The following is a 21,274-nucleotide window of genomic DNA, read 5'->3' as shown; positions in this document are numbered from 1 at the left end:
TATGAGTTTATATTTGGAAGAAGAGTTAGAGTACGATAAAAAATTCAAAGTAAAGCCTGTAGTGAAAGAGTGTATAGATGAATTATTAAACAGGTTTTGGGTTTTGAGAGACGTTGATGAGACTTTATTCTACAAAATTAAAGACAATGAAGTGGAAATAAAAAAATATTTTAGAGAAAACTTCTTGTTTCGATTAATTACTAATAATGATGTTATCAAGCTTGAGAAAGTACCTGTAGTGGCTAGGTCCTGGATGGGTGAAAAAGTAGTGAATGGTACCAGTGTATTTAAAAGGCAAATGGATTTTTGCTTCTTTTTCTACTTATTAGCTTACCTTGAAAGCAAGAACATCGACCAACAGTTTACGTTACAGTACATTGTTGAATATCTACAAGTGCAAGAGGACGGTGCCTTAGAATGGAAGGGCGGGTCAGGATACACGAATCGATTGTCCTTGGTGAGAGTGTTAAAATATGCAGTTAAGATGAAACTAATAATAGTTGATGACCAAGAAATTGATGATTATTCAGGAAATGATGACCATGACGTTCTTCTTAGAAGAACACCGTATTGTTCTTTTTTCATGCGTTATTTTAGAGAGGATGTAACCTCTTGGAACTCCTTAAAAGATTTCATGAATTACCTTGAACAAGAGAATTTCGAAATGGTTGATAGAAAACATCGCTATTATCGTCGTTTATTCCTTGAGCCGATTGTGTATCACAATGAACTAGGATTTGATGAACTGGAGTATGTTAAAAATTATTATCCAGCTATCGAAAATCATTTTTATAGATATAGTGATTTGTCATATGAAAGATACAAAACTGTATCCATGCTTACAAATGATGTTTCGGCAGGCGGTCAAAATCTATTTCCTTCTGAAAATATGACATGTAAACTAATTCTTCAGTTTGCTAGTTATTTATATGATTCGAGATTTGCCTATCCATTAAACAAATCCAATCAAATTGAACTTTCTTTCACTGAGATAACTAATTTGGTTTCGGATATTAAGCAAAGGAATAGGCTTAACTGGACGAAAGTAGCTAAGAAACAAAGTGTAGATGATCTTAGAGAAGAAATCATTGCTGAAATGAAAAAATGGGCTCTTTTTGATGTGGTTGAAGATGAAGTCTATGTAATAAAAGAAGGGTTATTTAGAATTATAGGAGATTACTAATCAAAGGGGATATAGACAATGAGTTTAATGGTGGACAATAAAGTTGATCGATGGTTTATGTATCGTGCTGTGCTTTACAACTTCTGGTATTACCCGAATCAGGAGTTAATATTCAAAGATGGTTGTGCGGTATTGAGAGGGCATAACGGTAGTGGTAAATCAGTAACTACTCAAAGCTTAATTACTGTTTTATTGGATGGGGATACAAGACCTCATAAGCTAGATCCTTTTGGAGGAAAAGAGCGAAAAATTACAGATACTGTGTTGGGCGAAGAACAGTTATTAAATCTTAAGCATAGGACGGGATACATAGCTTTAGAATTTAAAAAGCGTTCTGGTATTACTAAGACTATTGGTATGGGGATTGAAGCTAATAGGGAGAAGAAGAAGTCTACAATTTGGTATTTTGTAGTAGATGGGAAAAGAATTGGCGAAGAAGCTCATAACCTAAGGCTTTATTCAAAAGAGTTGGTTGAAGGGCATGAGCAAACGATAGCGCTTACTGAGAAAGAGTTAAGAGACGAAATCGAGAATCGTTTAAAGTGTGGAAAAGTCTACAATCATCGAGATGAATACGCTAAGGCGGTAAACAAGCATTTATTCGGTTTTGATGATGAAAGTTATAGTGGTCTAATTGACTTGTTGCATCAAGCTAGAAGTCCAAAGTTGAGTGACCAGAACAAACCCGAGGGTGCAGCTGTAGTTCTGAATGAATCTTTGCCTCAATTAACAGAGGAAGAGTTGCGTCCCCTTATGTCTTCGATTGAATCGATTGACCGTATCGAAAAGGATTTGGTTGGATATAAAAGAGATTTAAAGAGAATAAGTGCTTTAAATGATGTATATCAATCATATAATGAAATCGTGTTTGCTGAGAAGGCTGATGCTTTCTTGAAGGCTTCAAAGCAACTTGAGAGTACCAAAAGAGAAGTAAGGGATTTAGAAAATCAACTACAAAAAAATAAAGAAAAATTAGCTCAAGTAAGAATTGATATTAGAAAAACTAGGGATGAAATCCAAGTTCGTATAGAGGAAAAAGCAAATCTAGGTGTAGAAGAGATTGAGTCCTTGAGAAGTAGAAAGGAAGAGCAAGAAAATAATCTTCTTGACCTTGAAAATAGATTAGTAAATCTTACTGCTAAGAAGGAAGAAGCTATTCGATTGTTTAATAAGTATCAGCGAATAGTAGGAGAACAAGAGTTTAAGTTAACGAAGGTTCAATTAGAACATGATGATAACTTGGAGGATATACGATCACTTGCTGAATTGATGGAATTCGAAAAACACCTTCCTTTTTTTGAACATTACGATAGCAATCAGAATAATAGTGATTATTCGTTTGTTTCTTGGAGACAATCGGTTGAGGAATACAAAAGTCTAGTTGAAAAAACTAAAATTCAATTGGAAGAAGTTGAAAGGTTAAATGGTGAAAAAGGCATCTATGAAAATTCTCTTGGCACCATAAGAATGCTAATTGATGAATGTCAAAAGAAAATTGATGACACTCAAGAACAATACGAGAATAGATTGACTCAATTACGCGAAAATATTGTTTCTTGGAAGTTGGCATCCTTAAACCTCCAGGTTTCCAATGACTTAGAGGATAAATTGTTAATGAATCTAGAAGATGTATACGAAGAAGTATCAAAAGAAGAATATCTTAACCCTCTTATCGAGCATTACGAGGGAATATGCAATGAAATTAAAAGAGAATTGATGCTTGTTGACCATAAAATAAGTATGGAAAAAGATGCAGTATTAAAGTTGGATCAAGAACTTAAGAAACTTATTGAAACACCAGAAATAGAGCCTGACTTTGTAATTAATAAGAGAGATAGTTGGGCTGTACTGAGTGGAAAAGGAATTGAATACATACCATTCTATGAGGCGTTCGAATTTAAGAGTGGTGTAGGTACTGAACAACAAGTAATGATACAAAATGCGTTGTATGAATCGGGAATCTTGTCATCGGTAATAGTTGCTAAAGAAGAAGTTGAAGTGGCTTCCGAAATCACAACGGTACTTACTTACGGTTCAGAAAAACAGCATAATCTTTCGGAAGTATTAATTAGTGCTGATCCGAGATTAGAAGTGTTGCTGCGAGGAATTTCTTTTGAGTTTCACGAAGATGGGTTTGTGTTAGATAATGGTAGTTTTAAAAATAGCTTTGTTATGGGGTTGTCTTCTTTATACGATGAAAATGTGTTTATTGGTAAATCTGCAAGAGAAGTGTACCGCCAAAAAAAGATACAGGCTATTCAACAAGAAATCGATAAATGTAATCATTTTGGTTCTTTGGTATTAAATAAAGAAACACTAGATAAGCAACTTCAAGATACTGCAATTGATTTCCATGCATTTCCTCTTATTAATGATTTAGAGGGTTATTTGAAGGATATTCGTCAGCAACAAGAGAAAATTAGCTTAGTATTATTTCCTCAAAGAGATGAGTTGTCGAATAAAATTGCTGCCTTGGAAGAAAGTATGAAACAATTAAAGGCGATGATTCAAAAAGCAGTTAATTATTCAAATTTAAAGTTAGATTTAGAAACATATAAAAATGAATTATCCAACATCAATGAATACTTTTCTGCTCTGGTTAAATTGGAGTCAAACTATAAAGAAATTCATTATTTCAAAGAAAGTATTTCATCTTATGTAGGTCAAGTGGCTCTGCAAGAACGAGTTAGAGATGAAAGTCATTCTGATATGGTAGATGTAGAGTTGGCTATGGAAAAGGTCATTAACAGAATAAAGATTTTAGTTGAGCAACTAGAAAACTTAGGTGACAAAGAGATATTAAATAGAGTTCAAGAGTTGTCTATATTGATTAATAAAACTCTTCCTGAAAAGATAGAAAATCTAACTAAGAGTGAGGTTCTATTAGATAAAGATATTAAAGATGAAGAGAAGAGAGTACAAAGTAAAAGGGATAATCAAATTCCTTTAGAAGAAATGTTAAGCGTTGCGTGGGAAAAAGCGTTTAAAGAACAGTTATTGCTAGGTATTTATCCTATCGATGAAACACTTAATACTATAGAAGAGAAAGCGCAATTCGTATTAAGTAAGTCTGGGCATCGCTTAGATAAAGGAAGAGCAAATATTGGAGAAGCTAAGAGAAAATTATCTAGGAGATTCATGGATGAACTTACTGAACTCCCTATTTATGAGTTAGAGTTGGAAAACAGAGCGTCTGAGTACGTTCCTGTATGGGTAAGTGAAAATCCTGCTATTATCGAGAGGTTAAACTATGTGAAAGAGCAAATGACGCGAGATGTTGTTACATTAGAAGTTGATGAAGTGAGAGTGTCTCCTGGTGTTGCTGTAGAAAGGTTAACGAAGAGAATAGCTGATTTAGAAGAAGAGGCTCATGAAAAGGATAGAAGATTATATCAAGATATCCTAATCAACTCTTTAGGGGCTGAAATTAGAAAGAAGATACAATATGTAGAGCGTTGGGAAAAAGAGATGAACAACTATATGGAACATGAAAACATCATTAAATTCAGAATTAGATGGGTTCCTAAAAAAGCTGATCCTAACAAAGAGGATGAAATGGATACGCGCGCCCTGGTCGATGCTCTAAAGAAAGATAGTCGATGGGTAGATATTGACAAGATTGCGAAGCATTTTAGAACGAAGATTGAGTATGCAAAAGATAGATTTGCAAAAGATGGAGAAATGACACTCCAGGAGATAATGAAAAAAGTGTTGGATTACCGTAGTTGGTTTGAATTCCAAATTTACTTCACTAAAAAAGGTGACAAAGAGAAACCATTGAACAGAAATACCTATGGTGAGTTAAGTGGTGGTCAAAGAGTTCTTGCGATGGTAACACCTGTCTTGGCAGCTCTTTACGCTAAGTATTCTGAAGGTAGAGAGGATGCTCCGAGAATTTTCACTCTTGATGAAGCCTTTGCAAGAGTGGATGATGAAAATATAAAAATCATGTTTGATTATATCTATAAACTTGGTTTTAACTACATCTTAAACTCTCAATCTTTATGGGGAACATTCGAAACAGTTCCGTCATTAAATATATATGAACTCTCTAGGCCGGATAATCGTCCATTTGTTGCGATACAATCGTATTACTGGAACGGTCATAAACGAGAAAGAATAGGGGATGAATGGTTTGCTCAAGAAAGAGAATCAGCAGCAACACTCGAACCAGTTGAATAATTTTATCAATACTTTAAGAGAGGAAACGGGCTTTGAACGCCTGTTTTCCTCTTTTAGAGAGAAATACAAGAGTTATGGTCGATTAGAAAACAATATAACTGCTGAACTTAACAAGCCTACACAGTTAGAGAAAGATGCAATTGGTGGCTTATTAGGAGAGGATTTAAATAAGAAAAAAGTTATCAAAGTGACTGCGATTAAATTCCTTAAGGCGTGGAAGGGGACGGTATATGAATCTTTAATATATTCAATGTCTTTATTTGAGCTTGTAGAGTTATATTTTGGAGACTCCTTGATTACAAAAAAGGAAGAAATATTAAATTTTCTTGATGAAAGAAAAATGTTCTTTAATTCTTATAAGACTGAAGATCATCCTGAGGATTTGAGAAGAATTATTTGTTGGGCAGAAGAGGAAGAGAATAAGAATAATCGATTATACCAACAGTATAAGCAAAATAAGGAGTTGCTGAGTAATAACTTGCAAACAGTTTCAAAGTTATTGAGAATGTTCCCTCTGGAAACGCCTGTATATTTACCAATGTTTGCAGCAGCTGTAACAAGAAATCCTCATGCGTTTGATAAAGATGAAGAAAAAGGGAAGTTTCTCATATATATATTACAATTGTTAACTCAATTGAATACTGATGTTGCGATGAAGCCGTCCTTAAATGCTGAAGAGGTAGCAGAATTGCTGTTTAATTATCATATTCTAGTGGATGATCTTGCGAATGATGTTACTGTTTTTAATGTGTCAGGTAGAAATAAAGATGGACAATTAAATGATTTGTTACAAGCAACTGTTTCGCAAAAATCCTCTCTTAATCTACCGTTAAGAGAGGTGATAAAGTTAAGTGAAGTAGTAGCTGCTAACAACATTATATATATGGTTGAAAACTCAAATTTAGCTTCATATTTAATAAGTGAAGTAATAAATAAAAAACTTAATACCTCAATTGTTTGTGGGAATGGTATGTTAACTTTAGCAACTATTAAGTTCTTAGAAGTCTTTGTTAGTAATGGAGGAACTATTTGTTATGCAGGCGATTTTGATCCAGAAGGATTAGGTATTGCACAGAGATTAATAAATCGATTTGGTGAAAAGGTGAATTTATGGGGTTATACCGTTCAAAATTATCTGTCTGCATTGTCTGAAGAAGAAATTAGTGATAGTAGAATACAACAGTTAAACAGTATGATTAAGCACAATACTCTTATGGAGATAGCGTATGAAATGAAACGTTATAAATTAGCTGGTTACCAAGAAAATATCTTAACAAAACTCTTGGAAAATATTAAGGAAAAATAAAAAGCTAATTATATCCCGTTGTAGTTTATAAAAAAATAATACATCAAATCTGAGAGGTATTATTTTTTTGAAAATCCTTTATTACGTAAAATATAAATTTGACGTAATTGTTACATAATTTTTTTGAAGATAACCAATTAAAAAAGAAGATAAATTCTCCCTTATAAATATTCTTTGTTTTTTCTGATAGTTCCCTTTTAATAAAATATTCTTCTATATACCAAGGGAATAATGGTTGATAGGGGTTATTTTGATTCTCTAGCAAATTAACACATCCAATCTTTATAAAAAATCACTTTAAAACTATTTTATAAAGATTTAGTGATCAAATTAAGGCAAAAGATTTTCCAATTTTAATTTAGGTCTAATTATTAATGGTTATTCTGTATGTTATGTATACATTTTTGTTTTTATAATCCCGTTACTTATGTATCATTTTTGCTTCAATCAATTGATAGGGAGTAGGAATATTTATAAGAAAGTCACTTATGTATACACTTTTGGTTCCCTAATGTATACACTTTTGCTTCAACGGACATCCGTCAACAAGGGGAGAGTTAATTTAAGCTCCTCTTATAAAATTCATTTTTCTTAGTTTACATAATATACATTATGAGTAATTGAATAAAAAGAGACAATCCACGTCTCAATACCAAAGTATACTTAAGATAGTGAGACAAAACTAAAAATTTTAAGGATTTCCATCAAACCTTCATAACTTACAATTCCTTTAGTTATTACTCAGTAAAATGAATTCTAGTTTTCACATAAACCTTTTTCGTTTTACTTATTTTCATTTTCTAAAATTGCACTTATTAGATATTCGGCAAAGAATTCCGGTTTACTTAACGTTTCGTATCTTTGTTAATACCAGAGCATCGACTTTATTATTTCTGTGCAGCTCTTAATCTTAAAGCTCGTTGTTATTCAGTAAAGAATTCCAGTTTACTTTAGTTTAATAATTTCAAAGCAAATATACTGGTTATAGATCTAATACAAAGAACATTTTATATAGCAAATTTTAACGTGCCTCCTCCCTTCTATTTTCCCAATACATACCTCTATTAAATTCTGCAATTACTCTCTATATTTATCTATATATCTCGTTAATACTCTTCTTGGAGGCAGATAAATGAAGAAATTATTATCCTTCCTAATTTTAACTTCGCTTTTAATTTCTATGAGCCCACCGGTTCATGCTGATATAAATAAAGAATACGTGATCATTGTATTTAAAGATGAAATTGACCAGAAAGCCGTTGAAAACGTTAATGGTGAAATTGAAGAAGAATTTAACAGCCTACCAGTTGTAACTGGAGAAATTCCCGAGGCTGCCATTGAAATTCTTGAACGTGACAAAGATGTATTAGCTGTCGAAGTTGATCAGCGCGTTTCGATTAAAGGACAGAATCCTGATTGGGGAATTAATCAAATAGAAGCTCCAGCTGCGTGGAATTCACAACTCACCGGTAAAGGTGTGACAATTGCAGTATTAGACACTGGTATAGCCACACATGAGGACCTTGTAGTTTCTGGTGGTATCTCATTTACTTCCTATACAAATTCCTATACTGATGATAACGGCCACGGTACTCATGTCGCTGGGATTATTGGTGCTGAAAAAAATGAAATCGGTACGGTCGGTGTAGCGCCAGATGCAGATATTTATGCGGTAAAAGTTTTAGATAAAACAGGTTCTGGCTACCTTTCCGATATCATCAAGGGAATCGATTGGGCGATCAGCAATAAGATGGATATTATTAATTTAAGCCTAACTGCCACTATGGATTCTTTCGCATTACATCAAGCTGTTGATAATGCCTATAATCAAGGATTATTAGTCGTAGCAGCTGCAGGTAACCACGGAAACACAGATGGAACTGGAGATACCGTTGAATATCCGGCACGTTATGAGTCTGTGATTGCAGTCTCTGCTACTGATTACTTAAATCAGCGCGGTAGATTTTCGGCTACAGGTAATTCAGTTGAAGTATCTGCACCAGGTGTGAAAGTTATGAGCACTTACTTGAACAACAGTTATGTAAGTATGTCTGGAACTTCAATGGCTACACCATATGTTGCTGGAACACTAGCACTATTGAAACAAGCGAATCCGACCTATACAAATATTCAGCTGCGTACAAATTTAATTGCATCCACCCAAGATTTAGGTGTCGCTGGAAAGGATTCATATTTCGGTTATGGGCTTGTAAAAGCTCCTGTAATCGTCAATTCTGCACAACAAGAAAAAGTTGTCGATGTTCCGGCAAAAACAGAAGTAAAAACGCAAATTGATAATACGCAGCAGCTAGTTAAACAACCAGCGCCACAACCCATTAAAATAGTTCCAAAAAAGCAAGAGGTAAAGCCGCCAATTAAGAAAAATATGGTCTCAACTATCTCTACTAATGCTTCAAGCTATAAAGTTGGGAAAACGGTCGAGGTATCCGTAAAAGTTGTAGACAAAGGAACAAAGAAAGCTCTTGCAAACAGCACCGTTAAATTAACGATTACCCCACCTAAAGGGAAAGCAAAAGTTGTAACAGTAAAAACGAACTCCAAAGGACAAGCATCTTACAAGATGGCAACCAATAAATACACAACAAAAGGCTATTATAAATTGTCTACTGCAACATCTAGCTCAAACTACAATACTGCGTATTCTTCTAAAACAATACGCATCAAATAGTGTGTGGTTTCTGGCTGATTCGTTATTTTCTAAGCGAATCAGCCATTTATTTTTATAAAGGAGCATAGTTTATCATTTTCACTATCTTTGGTATAGTTAGCAGTAGCTAATACAGAAAGGAATTAACATAATGAAATGCTTCTCGATTGATTTAGACGGTACACTATTAAACTCAAACAGTGAAATCCCTGAGGAAAACTTCAAGGTTCTTGAGGAATTAAAAGCTCAAGGACACAGCATCATAATCAATACAGGCAGAGCGCTTGAAGATGTTATTCAATTTGACGCGATTAAGCAACTTGATACACCTATTATTACGATTAACGGTACAGTCTTGTATTCCAAAAATAAAGATGTATTATTTGAAGCTTCGATCCCAGTATCGCTGTATAAAGAGCTATTTCCGATTTTGCAAAAACTTGGTTTATGGGTAATGGTTTATACCAACCAAGGTGGATTTCCTTGTAGAAATCCATTGCTACGTGGTAAAAGTGATGATGAAATTGAACAAATTTTTGCTGGATATGACTACGATCAAATTTTTGCAAAAGAAGATCTGAAAATTTATAAAGTTATGGCGGTCTCTCGTCACGACCAATTAGAAAAAATTCAACAGGTGAAAGAAGCAATTGAAGGTAAATTAGAAATATCAATGGCTTCCTCTCACCCAAATAATGTGGAATTTACTTCTATTGAAGCAAATAAAGGTACCGCCCTTCTTCGCTATCAGAAATTAACGGACACAAAGTTCGATGAGATTTATGCTTTTGGTGATGGTGGAAATGATGTGGAACAGTTTAAGGTAGCTACGACTGCTGTTGCTATGAGCAATGCTCCAGCTGACGTTCAAAAAGAAGCTGATATTATTACGAAAAGCAATGATGAAAATGGATTTGCTCATGCCGTTCGCCATTTAATTGGCCTTTCATAAGATACACAAAAAGCTAGGGACGTTAAATATCCCTAGCTTTTTTAATTTTAAAAAGAGATTTCATTCTTCGTTTGGTCCGTTGTCTTGCCCTTTAATGACAAGCGCAATGTTATTGTTATTGATTAGTGGTTCTTCATCTAGTGTATTAGTTTCGTTTTCGTCATTAAGTATTTGATTAATCTTTAGATTTGCGTATTCGGCTTCTGTTTTCTTATCTTTCATTGTGTAACCTCCTAGTATGAGTATCGCCTACCTCATTACATTTCCCGAAAATTCGCCAATTCATTTATAAATTCAAATTGCGTAAAGGCATAATCCTCTTTTCTTGGTACAAAATATCATTGTTCATAAGGAGGTGTTAACATGCCTAATCTAAACGATAATAAGTTCAGGAAAATTCAATCAGAAAGTCAAAAACAAGGAAAAACACAAGAGGAATATGCTGCTGAACTTGAAATGAACAAGTTAAAGAGCCAAAAAAGGAAATAACACTAATCTAAGAAGGCAGATATAAACTCTTCTGCCTTTTTAAAATCACTTTCTTATAAATTAGTTAACATAATCATATTATGGTTAATACATTCTCCACCCTTCAACTGCAAACAAAAAACACAGGATTTTCCTGTGTTAAGAAACCGATTCTTGTAAAGCTGCCGTTAAGTATTGTCGTGGTGTTCCATAATACAACAATTGATGATATAACGGGTATCTTGACTCAAATTGGATATAGATTGGTGAATCAAGCAACCAAGGGTAATACTGATAAAGCCCTCTATCTCCATAGACAATTGAGGTTAAGGCTAAACTCAACTCTTTTTGAAAGATCATAAAGCGGATTTTGGCATATTGCTCGTCATATTCCCCACCGCATACATGTACTTTTCCACTTAGAATATACTGACCCATACGTGGTATCCATTCTGCTAGAACTTCACCCCGAAAATTTGCATTAATGGCACTTTCATCGTAGCAATAGCCAATCGTTAGAAATAATTCCCCTGTCTCATCAGAATGAGTCATTGTATATTTTCTTTCATCAACGGGCTTATAAGGGGTGGCTGGCGGTAAGAATTTCACACTGAGGTTAGAAGGAATGAACTTGCTCATAGAAGGTGTCCCCCTAAATGATGAAGTATTTACTACCGTATTGTATGTTAAAAATTAGCAAAGGGTGACATGTGCCTATTCATTCTTTTCCTTTTTCATCAGAAGTTTCAAAAACCTTCGTCCGGAGTAACTCCCATTTTCCGTTTTGATATATCCAGGTTGATTCGATTTTACCTATTAGATCAGCATTATATGCCCCGCTAATTTGCTGCGTCCCTCTTAAACCTACCTTCTTCCCCCTTACTTTTACAGGTTCTAACTTACTGTAAGCATGAATCATCAGTTCAGTTGGTTCGTTCATTTTTCCTTGAAAATAAAGCCCAGAATTCTCATATTCCTCTGCGCGATTTTTTAAATTGAATTTATGAGTTTTATTATTGTCTTCAATTGTAATCTTTGCCTTATATCCGTTTAAAAATTGACTTTGGATAACTAGTGGGTCTGGTACAGTTAAATCTGTAATCTGAAAGTCCTTAGCCGTATATAAATAATAATTGGATACTCCGCCACTACCATGTGTAGGTATGGCCACATATATGTCTTTTACACCATCTTGATTCAAGTCACGGAATGTCAATTTTGGCTTAAATCCATCCTCTAAAGCTATTTTCTGTTTTTGACCATTTGGGTCTGACAGATGAATGGTGACGTTTTTATAAAGAGATTCATTCTCTTCTAATATGCTACCTTTAACAACGATATTTTCAGCTACACCGTCCCCTGATACATCAACATCTGATTCTGCAATAATCTCCGATTTTTCTTTGGCTTCTTCCTCTACTGCGTACACTACTGTAATCGCAGTCATGGACATAAAAAAGAATGCGGAAACGAGAAAAAACAATTCCTTTTTCATGCTTAGGTCCTCCCTCTTTCACGATTACGCTTATTATGTCCAGTTTTTGGTAAAAGATGCAAAAAAATCCCCTGCTGTTTTTAGCAGGGAATTCTTATTATTTATTCGACATTGTCCTTTACAGTCGATTCCACTTTCCAAAGTAAAATAACTTTTCCACTATCTGTTTCATCCATAATGAATGAACCATTTGTATAGCGATCGTTAAATCTTAACTCGGAAGCTTTGATACTTTCAATTTGTCCTTTTTCAGACTGGACAAAGATTTCATCTTCATCCCTTGCAAGTGTTGCACCTGCTACTCGGTGTGGATTCGATTTAAGCTCTCTCAGCATCACGACACCGCGTTTTGCTCGACTTGTTAACTCGAATTCTGCAAGCTTCATTCTCTTGATTGAGCCACGCTGTGTGACGATAACGATACTTTCATCCTTTGAATCCTGAATCACGCTTCCACTAGTAACGTAGTCGCCATCCTTCAGGTTCATTCCCTTAACACCAGCAGCACGAGCACCCACGATGCTAACTTCTTCTTCAAGGAAACGTAATCCATAACCTAAATGACTCGTTAAGAAGATCTCTTTCTTTCCATCTGTTTCATGGACATCAATAACTTCGTCTGAGCCCTTTAAATTTATTCCTACAAGCGGTTTCGAGTATCTTTGCGCTTTGTAATGCTTTAATTCGGTTTTCTTAACCATGCCCTGTTTTGTGACAAATAGAAGGAATGAGTCTTTTTCAAAATCTTTAACAGGAAGTGCTTTGATAATCGTCTCATCACGGTCGATTGGCACGATATTCGCGATATGCTGACCAAGGTCTTTCCAACGAATATCTGGAAGCTCATGAACTGGGCAGTATAAATAATTACCCTTATTCGTGAATAACAAGACCACTTCTGTCGTATTTACCTCTAATTGAGCAAGCAAGCGGTCTGAGTCCTTCATCCCGAAATCCTGTCCATTAGAGGCAGCATAGGAACGAGTGCTTGTACGTTTCACATAACCTTCCTTAGTAACGGAAACGATAACATCCTCACTTGCAATTAAAACTTCTAAATTGATTTTGATTTCTTCAATTTCAGCTTCAATTTGGGTACGTCTCGCATCAGCAAAACGTTTTCTGACATCCTTAAGCTCTTTCTTAATGACGGATAAAAGCTTATTTTCACTTGCTAAAATGGCTGTATATTCTTCAACTTTTTTCGCAAGCTCTTCAGCTTCTTCTTGTAACGCAGTAATATCGGTATTTGTTAAACGGTATAACTGCAAGGAAACAATCGCTTCAGCTTGAGCTTCAGAAAATTGGAATTTTGCAATTAAATTATCCTTCGCGTTACGCTTATCTTTTGATGCGCGGATTGTTGCAATGACTTGATCTAAAATCGAAAGTGCCTTCATGAGACCTTCAACAATATGCTGGCGGTCTTTTGCTTTTTGAAGGTCAAATTGTGTTCTTCTAGTGACTACTTCTTTTTGATGCTCAATATAAGCATCTAACAGTCCAATTAAGCCCATTAGTTCTGGACGTCTGTTGTGAATTGCGACCATATTGAAGCTGTAAGTCACTTGAAGATCGCTATTTTTATAAAGGTACATGAGCACGCCGCTTGCATCGGCTTCTTTTTTCAAATCGATAACAACGCGAAGCCCAGTACGATCGGTTTCATCACGAACTTCTGAAATGCCCTCGACTTTGCGGTCTAGACGAAACTCATCAATTCTTTTTACGAGATTGGCTTTATTCACTTCGTAAGGAATTTCGGTAATAACAATTTGCTGTTTACCACCTCGAGTGTTTTCAATCTCAGCTTTTCCTCGAATGATGAATTTTCCTTTACCTGTTTCGTATGCTTTCTTGATTCCATCTACACCTTGGATAATCGCGCCAGTTGGGAAATCAGGTCCCTTAATGACCGTCATAAGATCATCGACAGTTGTAGATGGATTGTCCATTCGCATGATAACCCCATCGATAATCTCAGCAAGGTTATGTGGTGGAATATCAGTTGCATACCCAGCAGAAATTCCTGTTGAACCATTTACCAATAGGTTCGGATACATCGCTGGTAAAACAGTTGGCTCATTCGCTGTATCATCAAAGTTAGGTACTAAGTCAACCGTTCTTTTATCGATGTCTCGTAGCAATTCTGATGCAATAGAGGATAATCGTGCCTCTGTATAACGCATCGCTGCAGGCGGATCCCCGTCAATACTCCCGTTATTCCCATGCATTTCAACGAGAACATTGCGGACCTTCCAATCCTGACTCATCCTTACCATTGCTTCATACACAGAGCTATCACCATGTGGATGGTAGTTACCAATAACGTTTCCGACTGTTTTTGCTGACTTACGGAAACCTTTTTCTTGGGTATTGCCTTCCACATGCATCGCATACAGGATTCTGCGCTGTACCGGTTTTAATCCATCACGAGCATCCGGTAAAGCACGATCCTGAATAATATATTTACTATAACGACCAAATCGATCCCCAATTACATCTTCTAACGGGAGGTCACGGATGTTTTCTACTGAACTCATGCTTCAGTAACCTCCTCTTCAACGATAATATTTTCATTTTCCAAAATACTTCCATCTTCTTCAAGACCGAACGCGACATTAGATTCTATCCACTTTCGACGAGGCTCAACCTTATCACCCATTAACGTCGTTACGCGTCTCTCAGCTCTAGCAGCATCATCAATTCGTACACGAATTAAAGTACGAGTCTCTGGGTTCATTGTAGTATCCCAAAGCTGATCCGCATTCATTTCCCCTAATCCTTTGTAACGTTGAATAATGTAGCCTTTGCCGATCTTCTTAACCGCATCAGAAAGTTGATCGTCGCTCCAAGCATATTCGATGACTTCCTTTTTTCCAGTTCCCTTACTTACTTTATAAAGCGGTGGAAGAGCGATATACACTTTTCCAGCTTCAATCAGCGGCTTCATATAGCGATAGAAGAAGGTTAAAAGTAAGACTTGAATATGTGCTCCGTCTGTATCGGCATCGGTCATGATGACGACTTTATCATAATTACAATCCTCTACATTGAAATCAGCACCAACTCCAGCTCCAATTGTGTAGATAATCGTATTGATTTCTTCGTTTTTGAAAATATCTTCTAGCTTTGCCTTTTCAGTATTAATAACCTTACCACGTAAAGGAAGTACGGCCTGGAACTTACGGTCACGTCCTTGCTTCGCTGACCCACCGGCTGAATCACCCTCAACGAGGTATATTTCATTACGCTGTGGGTTGCGTGATTGGGCAGGTGTTAGCTTTCCAGATAAAACCGCTTCTGATTTCTTTCTTTTCTTCCCGCTTCGTGCTTCTTCACGAGCTTTACGTGCCGCTTCACGAGCTTGGAAAGCTTTAATTGCCTTTTTAATTAAAAGAGAACTAATATCTGGGTTCTCTTCAAAAAAGTATGATAAATGCTCAGAAACAACAGAATCAACTGCAGAACGCGCTTCACTTGTTCCGAGTTTTCCTTTTGTTTGTCCTTCGAATTGGAGTAATTCTTCAGGAACACGTACGGAAATGATGGCGGCAAACCCTTCACGTATATCAGAACCGTCTAAGTTCTTATCCTTTTCTTTTAAAAGGTTAATCTTACGAGCGTATTCATTAAACGCACGGGTCATCGCGGTTTTCGCACCAGCTTCGTGCGTTCCCCCGTCTTTTGTACGGACGTTGTTAACGAATGATAAAACGTTCTCAGAGTAGCCGTCATTGAATTGGAACGCGAAATCAACTTCAATTCCACTAGATGAACCTTCAAAGCTGATAACAGGATGAAGCACATCTTTTTCTTCATTCAGATATTGAACGAAGGCTTCAATTCCATTTTCATAATGGAATTCTTCACGGAAGTCGTTGCGCTCATCAATGATTTCGATTCTCATTCCTTTTAATAGAAAGGCAGATTCTCTTAAACGTTCACACAATGTTTCATAGTTATACGTTGTTGTTGAGAAAATCGTTCTATCTGGTTTGAAATGAATGGTTGTACCAGTTTGGTTCGTTTTTCCGACTTTTTCTAGTGTAGTAACTGGTACTCCACCGTTTTCAAATCGTTGTTCATAAACGAAACCATCGCGCTTAATCTTTACAACAAGCCATTCGGATAGTGCGTTAACAACGGATGCACCAACTCCGTGCAAACCACCACTTGTTTTATAGCCGCCCTGGCCGAATTTTCCTCCAGCATGAAGGACTGTTAAGATCACCTCAGGAGTGGGCTTACCAAGCTTATGCATACCTGTAGGCATCCCGCGTCCTTTGTCTTGAACTGAGATTGAATTGTCTTTGTGTATTTTGACAATGATGTGATCGCCGTGTCCAGCCAAAGCCTCATCCACGGAGTTATCTACGATTTCATATACTAAATGATGAAGACCACGTGAGTCTGTACTGCCAATGTACATTCCGGGACGCTTACGTACAGCTTCGAGACCCTCTAGTACTTGTATGGCATCATCGTTATATTCAAAGGTTTGTTGATTACTTGCCACTTATATACCCCTTTCATCTACTGCAAACCACGGGAATGAATCGTTCCCAGGATCAATACATTTCTAGCCTACGTTATTTCTGTCTGTTTGGATAATATTTTTCGAATCCACTCTTTTATTCTGCAAAAGATTCGAAAACCCTTTATGTATTAGGTATTTTCACTATTAGAACGAGTGTTCCTTAAGATCATCTTATCATACTTAAAGGTTTTTTGATTTAAAAATTTATTGAAATCTATGAGGGTGAGCATGCTCGATGGTGAAATATACTAGTTTTTTCCTAATTTCGATTACTGCTAAACCCTTACAAAAATACATGTCTATGCCTTATTTTATATAAATATAATGATTTAGCAAATAGTTAATTGAAAAATAGCTTTCAAAGGCATTGATTCACCAAGGCTTTTTTCTAAATGAAAACTGCCGAGATGACCCGGCAGTTAGTTGGTAATTACTATTTTGTTAAGGCGTGTTCCACTTTGATACAACGGTCCATAACGACTGTATATCCTTTATCTTTTAGAAATTCATAAGCCTCTTCGTTGATGATTCCTTGCTGTGCCCAGAAAATTTCAGCATCAATATCAGCAAATTCTTTAGCCACATCCATAAGGTGTTCTGGACGACGGAAGACATTGACAACATCAATATGTCCTTCAATTTCCTTTAAGCTTTTTACCGCTTTTACGCCTAGTACTTCGTCCACTGTCGGATTAACGGGGATGATTTCATAGCCTGCATCCTGCATCGCTTTTGAAACCATGTAAGATGTTTTATCAGGATTCCCGCTTAAGCCAACAACCGCAATACGTTTTACTCTTTTCAAAATTTTTCCTAGCTCTTCACGACTTGGAATTTCGATCGACATTAATAGGTCCCCTCTCAATTCATAGCATAAAAATAGTGTTGAAATTATTGTACGTTTTTAATATAGAAATTTCTAGAAATACGTTTTATTTTGAGTCTTGTGTTACGGCTTTTTCCATGTTCAATGCAAGCCACGCTGTTTCATCAGCAAAATATCGTGACCAGCTTGCAACACCTGCTAATTCATATTTCATGGCTAATTCCGCTCTTTTCTTTAACGACAATTCATCTTCAAGCCAAATCTTATAAGTTGTTTGCTCTTCTTTGACATATAACTCTGCGTAATTCTGTCCACTGGCTTCATCGTAGGCAGGTATAAGTTTATTCGTATCCAACCATTCTTTTACCTCATCCATGGCTAATGCTGTAGAAGAAACTTCACCAGAATCTTTAACTGCCCATAGACGTGTATAGAGTGGGACACCAAGAATTAGCTTTTCGTTTGGTACAAGTTCTAGTATGTCTTGAAGATTATTTTCTACCCATGGAAGACTCGCGACGCTTCCTGCTACTGGTGAAGAACCCCAATGTTCGTCATAAGCCATTACCGCCAAATAATCGACGATAGTAGCTAATTTCTCTCTTTCATAGAATGCAGACCAATTCCCGCTCGCCATAAATGTAATATCCATGGAAACGATAAGTCCCGCTTCGTGAAAATAAGGAGTTGCTTCCCGTACAAATTGTGTCACTAATGGACCATGTTCAGGATTGACGTTTTCGATGTCTAAATTGATTCCGTCTAAATGATAAATTTGACTATAATGTAAAAGCTCACGAATCATTTTTTGACGAGTTTCAAAATCCTTGAATGCCTTATATGTTAAATCAGGATCAAAGGCATTCGAGAACAGTCCCCACACTTGAAAACCATTACTCTTCGCCCAATTGACGTAATCAAGTGAGCCGAGATTTTTGATTTCGCCATCTTCATTGGCAAGTTCAAACCAAGTAGGTGATACGACATTCACTCCTGGCATTTGTGGAATGCTATCCGTTTTAGGGTTTTTCGTATAAACAGCTTCCCATGTTAGTTGGATCGGTCCATCAATCTTCGGTAAAGCTGCTACCTTTTGCTCCCTTGCAACCGTAATTTGTTCCGTCTTCCCTTTATTAACAAGCCTTTTATGCACATATCCTGCTGTTCCGTCTTTTTTTCGCACGAAATAAAATTCGTCCTTTTCACCTTCTACATAGATCTCTTCGTTCCCTTTTGTTTCAGCCGTGTATGGAGTACGAAGGGTAGCATCATTTCGTAGACGTAGCTTTTCTTTATGTACATCCTCAACTGTAATCGTTCCATGTTCGAGTTCTTCTCCATCCTTCTGAATCCAGACACCTGATGAATCTGGCAGGATAGAATACTGAATCGGATATAGGTCAATCACCGGTTCAAGTGCCAGATAAAGTTCACCTTCTTCATCTCTTATCGGTGAAAAATGCAACTGAACAGGCTTTTCATTCACGTAATAAGTTAACGATTCAGATGGCATTTGTATGACCTTGTCTGATGTTGTAATAATGATTGAATTTGATTTTTCATCAAACGTAATGCTCTCATCAATATTCTCCTGCATAAAGGTTAAGGGTACATAAACACTGTCCCCATCGATAATCGCATTTCCTTGCTGTTTTCCTTCAAACAGAATCGGATTCTGCCCTGAAAAATAATCAAGCTTCTCTTTTGTAGCAAATGGATATAAAAGTAATAGAATACTAGATACAATCAAAATGACGGATAGACATAGTCCTCCAATGATCCACCGAGTAGGTATTGCAGTCTTTTTGTGATATTCAATTCGAGCCATTTCTCCAAATCCTCCCTGTCTTCCATCCTAACGAATTCACCTACGCTTGAAAAGGAAAACTTCAATATCCCTAATATTTCTAACGACTTTCCTCGACAAAAAGTTTCATAGTTTAAAGAATTGAATTTATGTAAAAAATAGAATGGTTCACGAAATATGATGGTGATCTCTCATAATTCCGTGTTAAAATAGTACAATGTTATAGTAGGTCCTAATTTTAAAAAAGCGTTTTCGCTATTCTTATGGACTTACAGCTTTTTAGCGAAGGAGAAAGATTATGATCAGTATTGGAATTATCATTTTAGCTTATTTATTGGGGTCTATCCCTTCTGGCCTTATTGCTGGAAAAGCACGTGGGATTGATATAAGGCAGCATGGAAGTGGAAATTTAGGAGCGACAAATACTTTTCGCGTATTAGGTGTGAAAGCGGGAATTATTGTAACGCTTGTCGATATTTTAAAGGGAACACTAGCAACTTTACTTCCCTTTCTTTTACATCAAACGGATGAGACGCATGCATTAGTAGCGGGGTTAGCGGCAGTTGTTGGTCATATGTTCCCGATTTTTGCTTCTTTTAAAGGAGGAAAAGCAGTAGCAACTTCAGGTGGTGTGTTACTAGGCTATGTGCCACTTATGTTCCTTGTCATCGTTGTTGTCTTCTTGATTTCATTGTATATCACAAAATATGTGTCGTTCTCTTCTATTATTGCAGCGTTAACAGCCTTTCTTTATGCGATTGTATTTGGCGGAGGCGACATCCCGCTTATTATCGTTGCCACATTATTAGCGGGCTTTGTCATTTATCGTCATCGTGCCAATATCGTTCGTATTAAAAATAAAACAGAACCTAAAATTAAATGGCTATAGCCGTATCCGAAGACTGTCTAAAAAACGGTCTTTTTTATTTCGTGAATGTTCTATAAAAAGAACTTCGTATTCTTTATTGATAACAAGTGGTTTGTTCTGTATAATGAACACAAGAGAAAAAATATACATATTTTGATGTTTTTCGCCATAGATATATACAAAATGTATATTGTGATAAGGATGGATGAAAAATGGAGTATAAACAATCAGATATCGAGCTTTCGAGTTTCGAAAAGTTGAAAAAGGAATTTGACGAAATGTCACTGCAAACGTCGTATTTAGCAAATGTCGGCCAGTTGGCTGCAGGTATTGCCCATGAGATTAGAAACCCGTTAACAACGATAAAAGGCTTTATTCAATTGATGAAGCCCTATTTAGTAGAAATAGAAAAAGAAGAGTATGCCAAGATTGCTCTTGAGGAAATTGAGCGTGCTAATACGATATTATATGAATTTTTGAATGCAGCGAAACCACATGTCAACGCAGCGAAACAAGTAGAAGTGAACCGTTTAGTAAAAGAAATTGCGATTTTATTTGAAGGTGAAGCCCACCTAAAAAATATTTCCATCTGTACTAAATTAGCACCAGAGAACCCTTCTCTTTTTCTCGAAGAGCATCAATTAAAACAGGTCTTAGTCAATCTTGTTAAAAATGCGTTCGAGGCAGTTCCTGCGACTGGAGGAGAAATTGGATTAAACACAGAAGTACGAAATGAATTGGTATTGATTCGCATTGAGGATAATGGTTGTGGCATGAGTGATGAAACTGTTCGACGAATCTTTACGCCATTTTATACGACAAAAGCAACAGGAACGGGGCTAGGACTCTCTGTATGCAATGACATCATTCATCAGCTTGGTGGGGAAATTGAAATCAAAAGTCAGCCTGGTGTCGGTACGGACCTTCTTATTTACTTGCCAAAACAATCAGTGCTATCAAATTAAAAGGAAAAGCGGAT

15 protein-coding genes are annotated in these 21,274 nt (G+C 36.3%); 8 read left to right on the top strand and 7 right to left on the bottom strand.

Annotated features, from left to right (window positions below; translation table 11 throughout):
- Position 1 precedes the first annotated feature (1 nt).
- The 5 genes from FA727_RS06905 (at position 2) to FA727_RS06885 (ending at position 10,291) form a co-directional block, all read left to right on the top strand.
- Positions 2–1,183: a TIGR02678 family protein gene (locus tag FA727_RS06905; protein ID WP_158318808.1), complete on the top strand. Its 1,182-nt coding sequence runs from the start codon at positions 2–4 to the stop codon at positions 1,181–1,183.
- Positions 1,184–1,201: 18 nt separating this feature from the next.
- Complete coding sequence (locus FA727_RS06900; RefSeq protein ID WP_136830173.1) at positions 1,202–5,365, top strand: TIGR02680 family protein; 4,164 nt, start codon at positions 1,202–1,204, stop codon at positions 5,363–5,365.
- Positions 5,319–6,671 (top strand): TIGR02679 domain-containing protein, encoded by a 1,353-nt coding sequence (locus FA727_RS06895; RefSeq protein WP_158318807.1) that lies wholly within the window; start codon positions 5,319–5,321, stop codon positions 6,669–6,671. Before FA727_RS06900 ends, FA727_RS06895 begins: the two co-directional genes overlap by 47 nt.
- 1,132 nt (positions 6,672–7,803) lie before the next feature.
- On the top strand, positions 7,804–9,360 hold the full coding sequence (locus FA727_RS06890; RefSeq protein WP_136830171.1) for a S8 family peptidase: 1,557 nt from the start codon (positions 7,804–7,806) through the stop codon (positions 9,358–9,360).
- Positions 9,361–9,490: 130 nt separating this feature from the next.
- Positions 9,491–10,291: an HAD family hydrolase gene (locus FA727_RS06885; protein ID WP_136830170.1), complete on the top strand. Its 801-nt coding sequence runs from the start codon at positions 9,491–9,493 to the stop codon at positions 10,289–10,291.
- A gap of 60 nt (positions 10,292–10,351) precedes the next feature.
- Here FA727_RS06885 and FA727_RS24000 read toward each other — a convergent pair whose 3' ends face one another.
- A complete protein-coding gene (locus FA727_RS24000; RefSeq protein ID WP_158318806.1) occupies positions 10,352–10,513 on the bottom strand; it encodes a hypothetical protein in 162 nt (53 codons plus the stop codon).
- 141 nt (positions 10,514–10,654) lie between these two features.
- Here FA727_RS24000 and FA727_RS24895 point away from each other — a divergent pair, with 141 nt between their 5' ends.
- Positions 10,655–10,780, top strand: a complete 126-nt coding sequence (locus FA727_RS24895) for a hypothetical protein (RefSeq protein ID WP_281280857.1) — start codon at positions 10,655–10,657, stop codon at positions 10,778–10,780.
- 138 nt (positions 10,781–10,918) lie between these two features.
- Here FA727_RS24895 and FA727_RS06880 read toward each other — a convergent pair whose 3' ends face one another.
- The 6 genes from FA727_RS06880 to FA727_RS06855 form a co-directional block, all read right to left on the bottom strand.
- Positions 10,919–11,398 (bottom strand): staygreen family protein, encoded by a 480-nt coding sequence (locus tag FA727_RS06880; protein WP_136830169.1) that lies wholly within the window; start codon positions 11,396–11,398, stop codon positions 10,919–10,921.
- A gap of 79 nt (positions 11,399–11,477) precedes the next feature.
- The gene (locus tag FA727_RS06875; RefSeq protein WP_136830168.1) at positions 11,478–12,254 is read right to left on the bottom strand and encodes a YybI family spore inner coat protein; all 777 of its coding nucleotides are present in this window, start codon (positions 12,252–12,254) and stop codon (positions 11,478–11,480) included.
- A gap of 101 nt (positions 12,255–12,355) precedes the next feature.
- A complete protein-coding gene (gene parC, locus FA727_RS06870) occupies positions 12,356–14,797 on the bottom strand; it encodes a DNA topoisomerase IV subunit A (RefSeq protein ID WP_136830167.1) in 2,442 nt (813 codons plus the stop codon).
- Positions 14,794–16,773 carry a DNA topoisomerase IV subunit B gene (parE, locus tag FA727_RS06865; RefSeq protein ID WP_136830166.1) on the bottom strand — a complete coding sequence of 660 codons (1,980 nt, stop codon included), beginning with the start codon at positions 16,771–16,773 and terminating at the stop codon, positions 14,794–14,796. Before parE ends, parC begins: the two co-directional genes overlap by 4 nt.
- Before the next feature lie 454 nt (positions 16,774–17,227).
- Entirely contained in the window at positions 17,228–17,641 is a 414-nt protein-coding gene (locus FA727_RS06860; protein ID WP_136830165.1) for a CoA-binding protein, read from the bottom strand.
- 85 nt (positions 17,642–17,726) lie between these two features.
- Positions 17,727–19,448, bottom strand: coding sequence for a glycosyl hydrolase family 18 protein (locus FA727_RS06855; RefSeq protein ID WP_136830164.1), 1,722 nt, complete (start codon positions 19,446–19,448; stop codon positions 17,727–17,729).
- 277 nt (positions 19,449–19,725) lie between these two features.
- Between FA727_RS06855 and plsY the strand changes: the two genes are divergently transcribed.
- The gene (gene plsY, locus FA727_RS06850) at positions 19,726–20,316 is read left to right on the top strand and encodes a glycerol-3-phosphate 1-O-acyltransferase PlsY (RefSeq protein ID WP_136830163.1); all 591 of its coding nucleotides are present in this window, start codon (positions 19,726–19,728) and stop codon (positions 20,314–20,316) included.
- A gap of 191 nt (positions 20,317–20,507) precedes the next feature.
- Positions 20,508–21,260, top strand: coding sequence for a two-component system sensor histidine kinase NtrB (locus FA727_RS06845; RefSeq protein WP_136830162.1), 753 nt, complete (start codon positions 20,508–20,510; stop codon positions 21,258–21,260).
- The last annotated feature ends 14 nt before the right edge of the window (positions 21,261–21,274 follow it).

Source organism: Robertmurraya kyonggiensis (assembly GCF_005116465.1).
Classification (GTDB): Bacteria; Bacillota; Bacilli; order Bacillales; family Cytobacillaceae; genus Robertmurraya; species Robertmurraya kyonggiensis.
This window is presented reverse-complemented; position numbering and strand designations above follow the sequence as displayed.

Coding starts and splice junctions, on each gene's coding strand:
- FA727_RS06905 (WP_158318808.1), top strand. CDS start 2: ATGAGTTTATATTTGGAAGAAGAGTTAGAGTACGATAAAAAATTCAAA.
- FA727_RS06900 (WP_136830173.1), top strand. CDS start 1,202: ATGAGTTTAATGGTGGACAATAAAGTTGATCGATGGTTTATGTATCGT.
- FA727_RS06890 (WP_136830171.1), top strand. CDS start 7,804: ATGAAGAAATTATTATCCTTCCTAATTTTAACTTCGCTTTTAATTTCT.
- FA727_RS06885 (WP_136830170.1), top strand. CDS start 9,491: ATGAAATGCTTCTCGATTGATTTAGACGGTACACTATTAAACTCAAAC.
- FA727_RS24000 (WP_158318806.1), bottom strand. CDS start 10,513: ATGAAAGATAAGAAAACAGAAGCCGAATACGCAAATCTAAAGATTAAT.
- FA727_RS24895 (WP_281280857.1), top strand. CDS start 10,655: ATGCCTAATCTAAACGATAATAAGTTCAGGAAAATTCAATCAGAAAGT.
- FA727_RS06880 (WP_136830169.1), bottom strand. CDS start 11,398: ATGAGCAAGTTCATTCCTTCTAACCTCAGTGTGAAATTCTTACCGCCA.
- FA727_RS06875 (WP_136830168.1), bottom strand. CDS start 12,254: ATGAAAAAGGAATTGTTTTTTCTCGTTTCCGCATTCTTTTTTATGTCC.
- parC (WP_136830167.1), bottom strand. CDS start 14,797: ATGAGTTCAGTAGAAAACATCCGTGACCTCCCGTTAGAAGATGTAATT.
- FA727_RS06860 (WP_136830165.1), bottom strand. CDS start 17,641: ATGTCGATCGAAATTCCAAGTCGTGAAGAGCTAGGAAAAATTTTGAAA.
- FA727_RS06855 (WP_136830164.1), bottom strand. CDS start 19,448: ATGGCTCGAATTGAATATCACAAAAAGACTGCAATACCTACTCGGTGG.
- plsY (WP_136830163.1), top strand. CDS start 19,726: ATGATCAGTATTGGAATTATCATTTTAGCTTATTTATTGGGGTCTATC.
- FA727_RS06845 (WP_136830162.1), top strand. CDS start 20,508: ATGGAGTATAAACAATCAGATATCGAGCTTTCGAGTTTCGAAAAGTTG.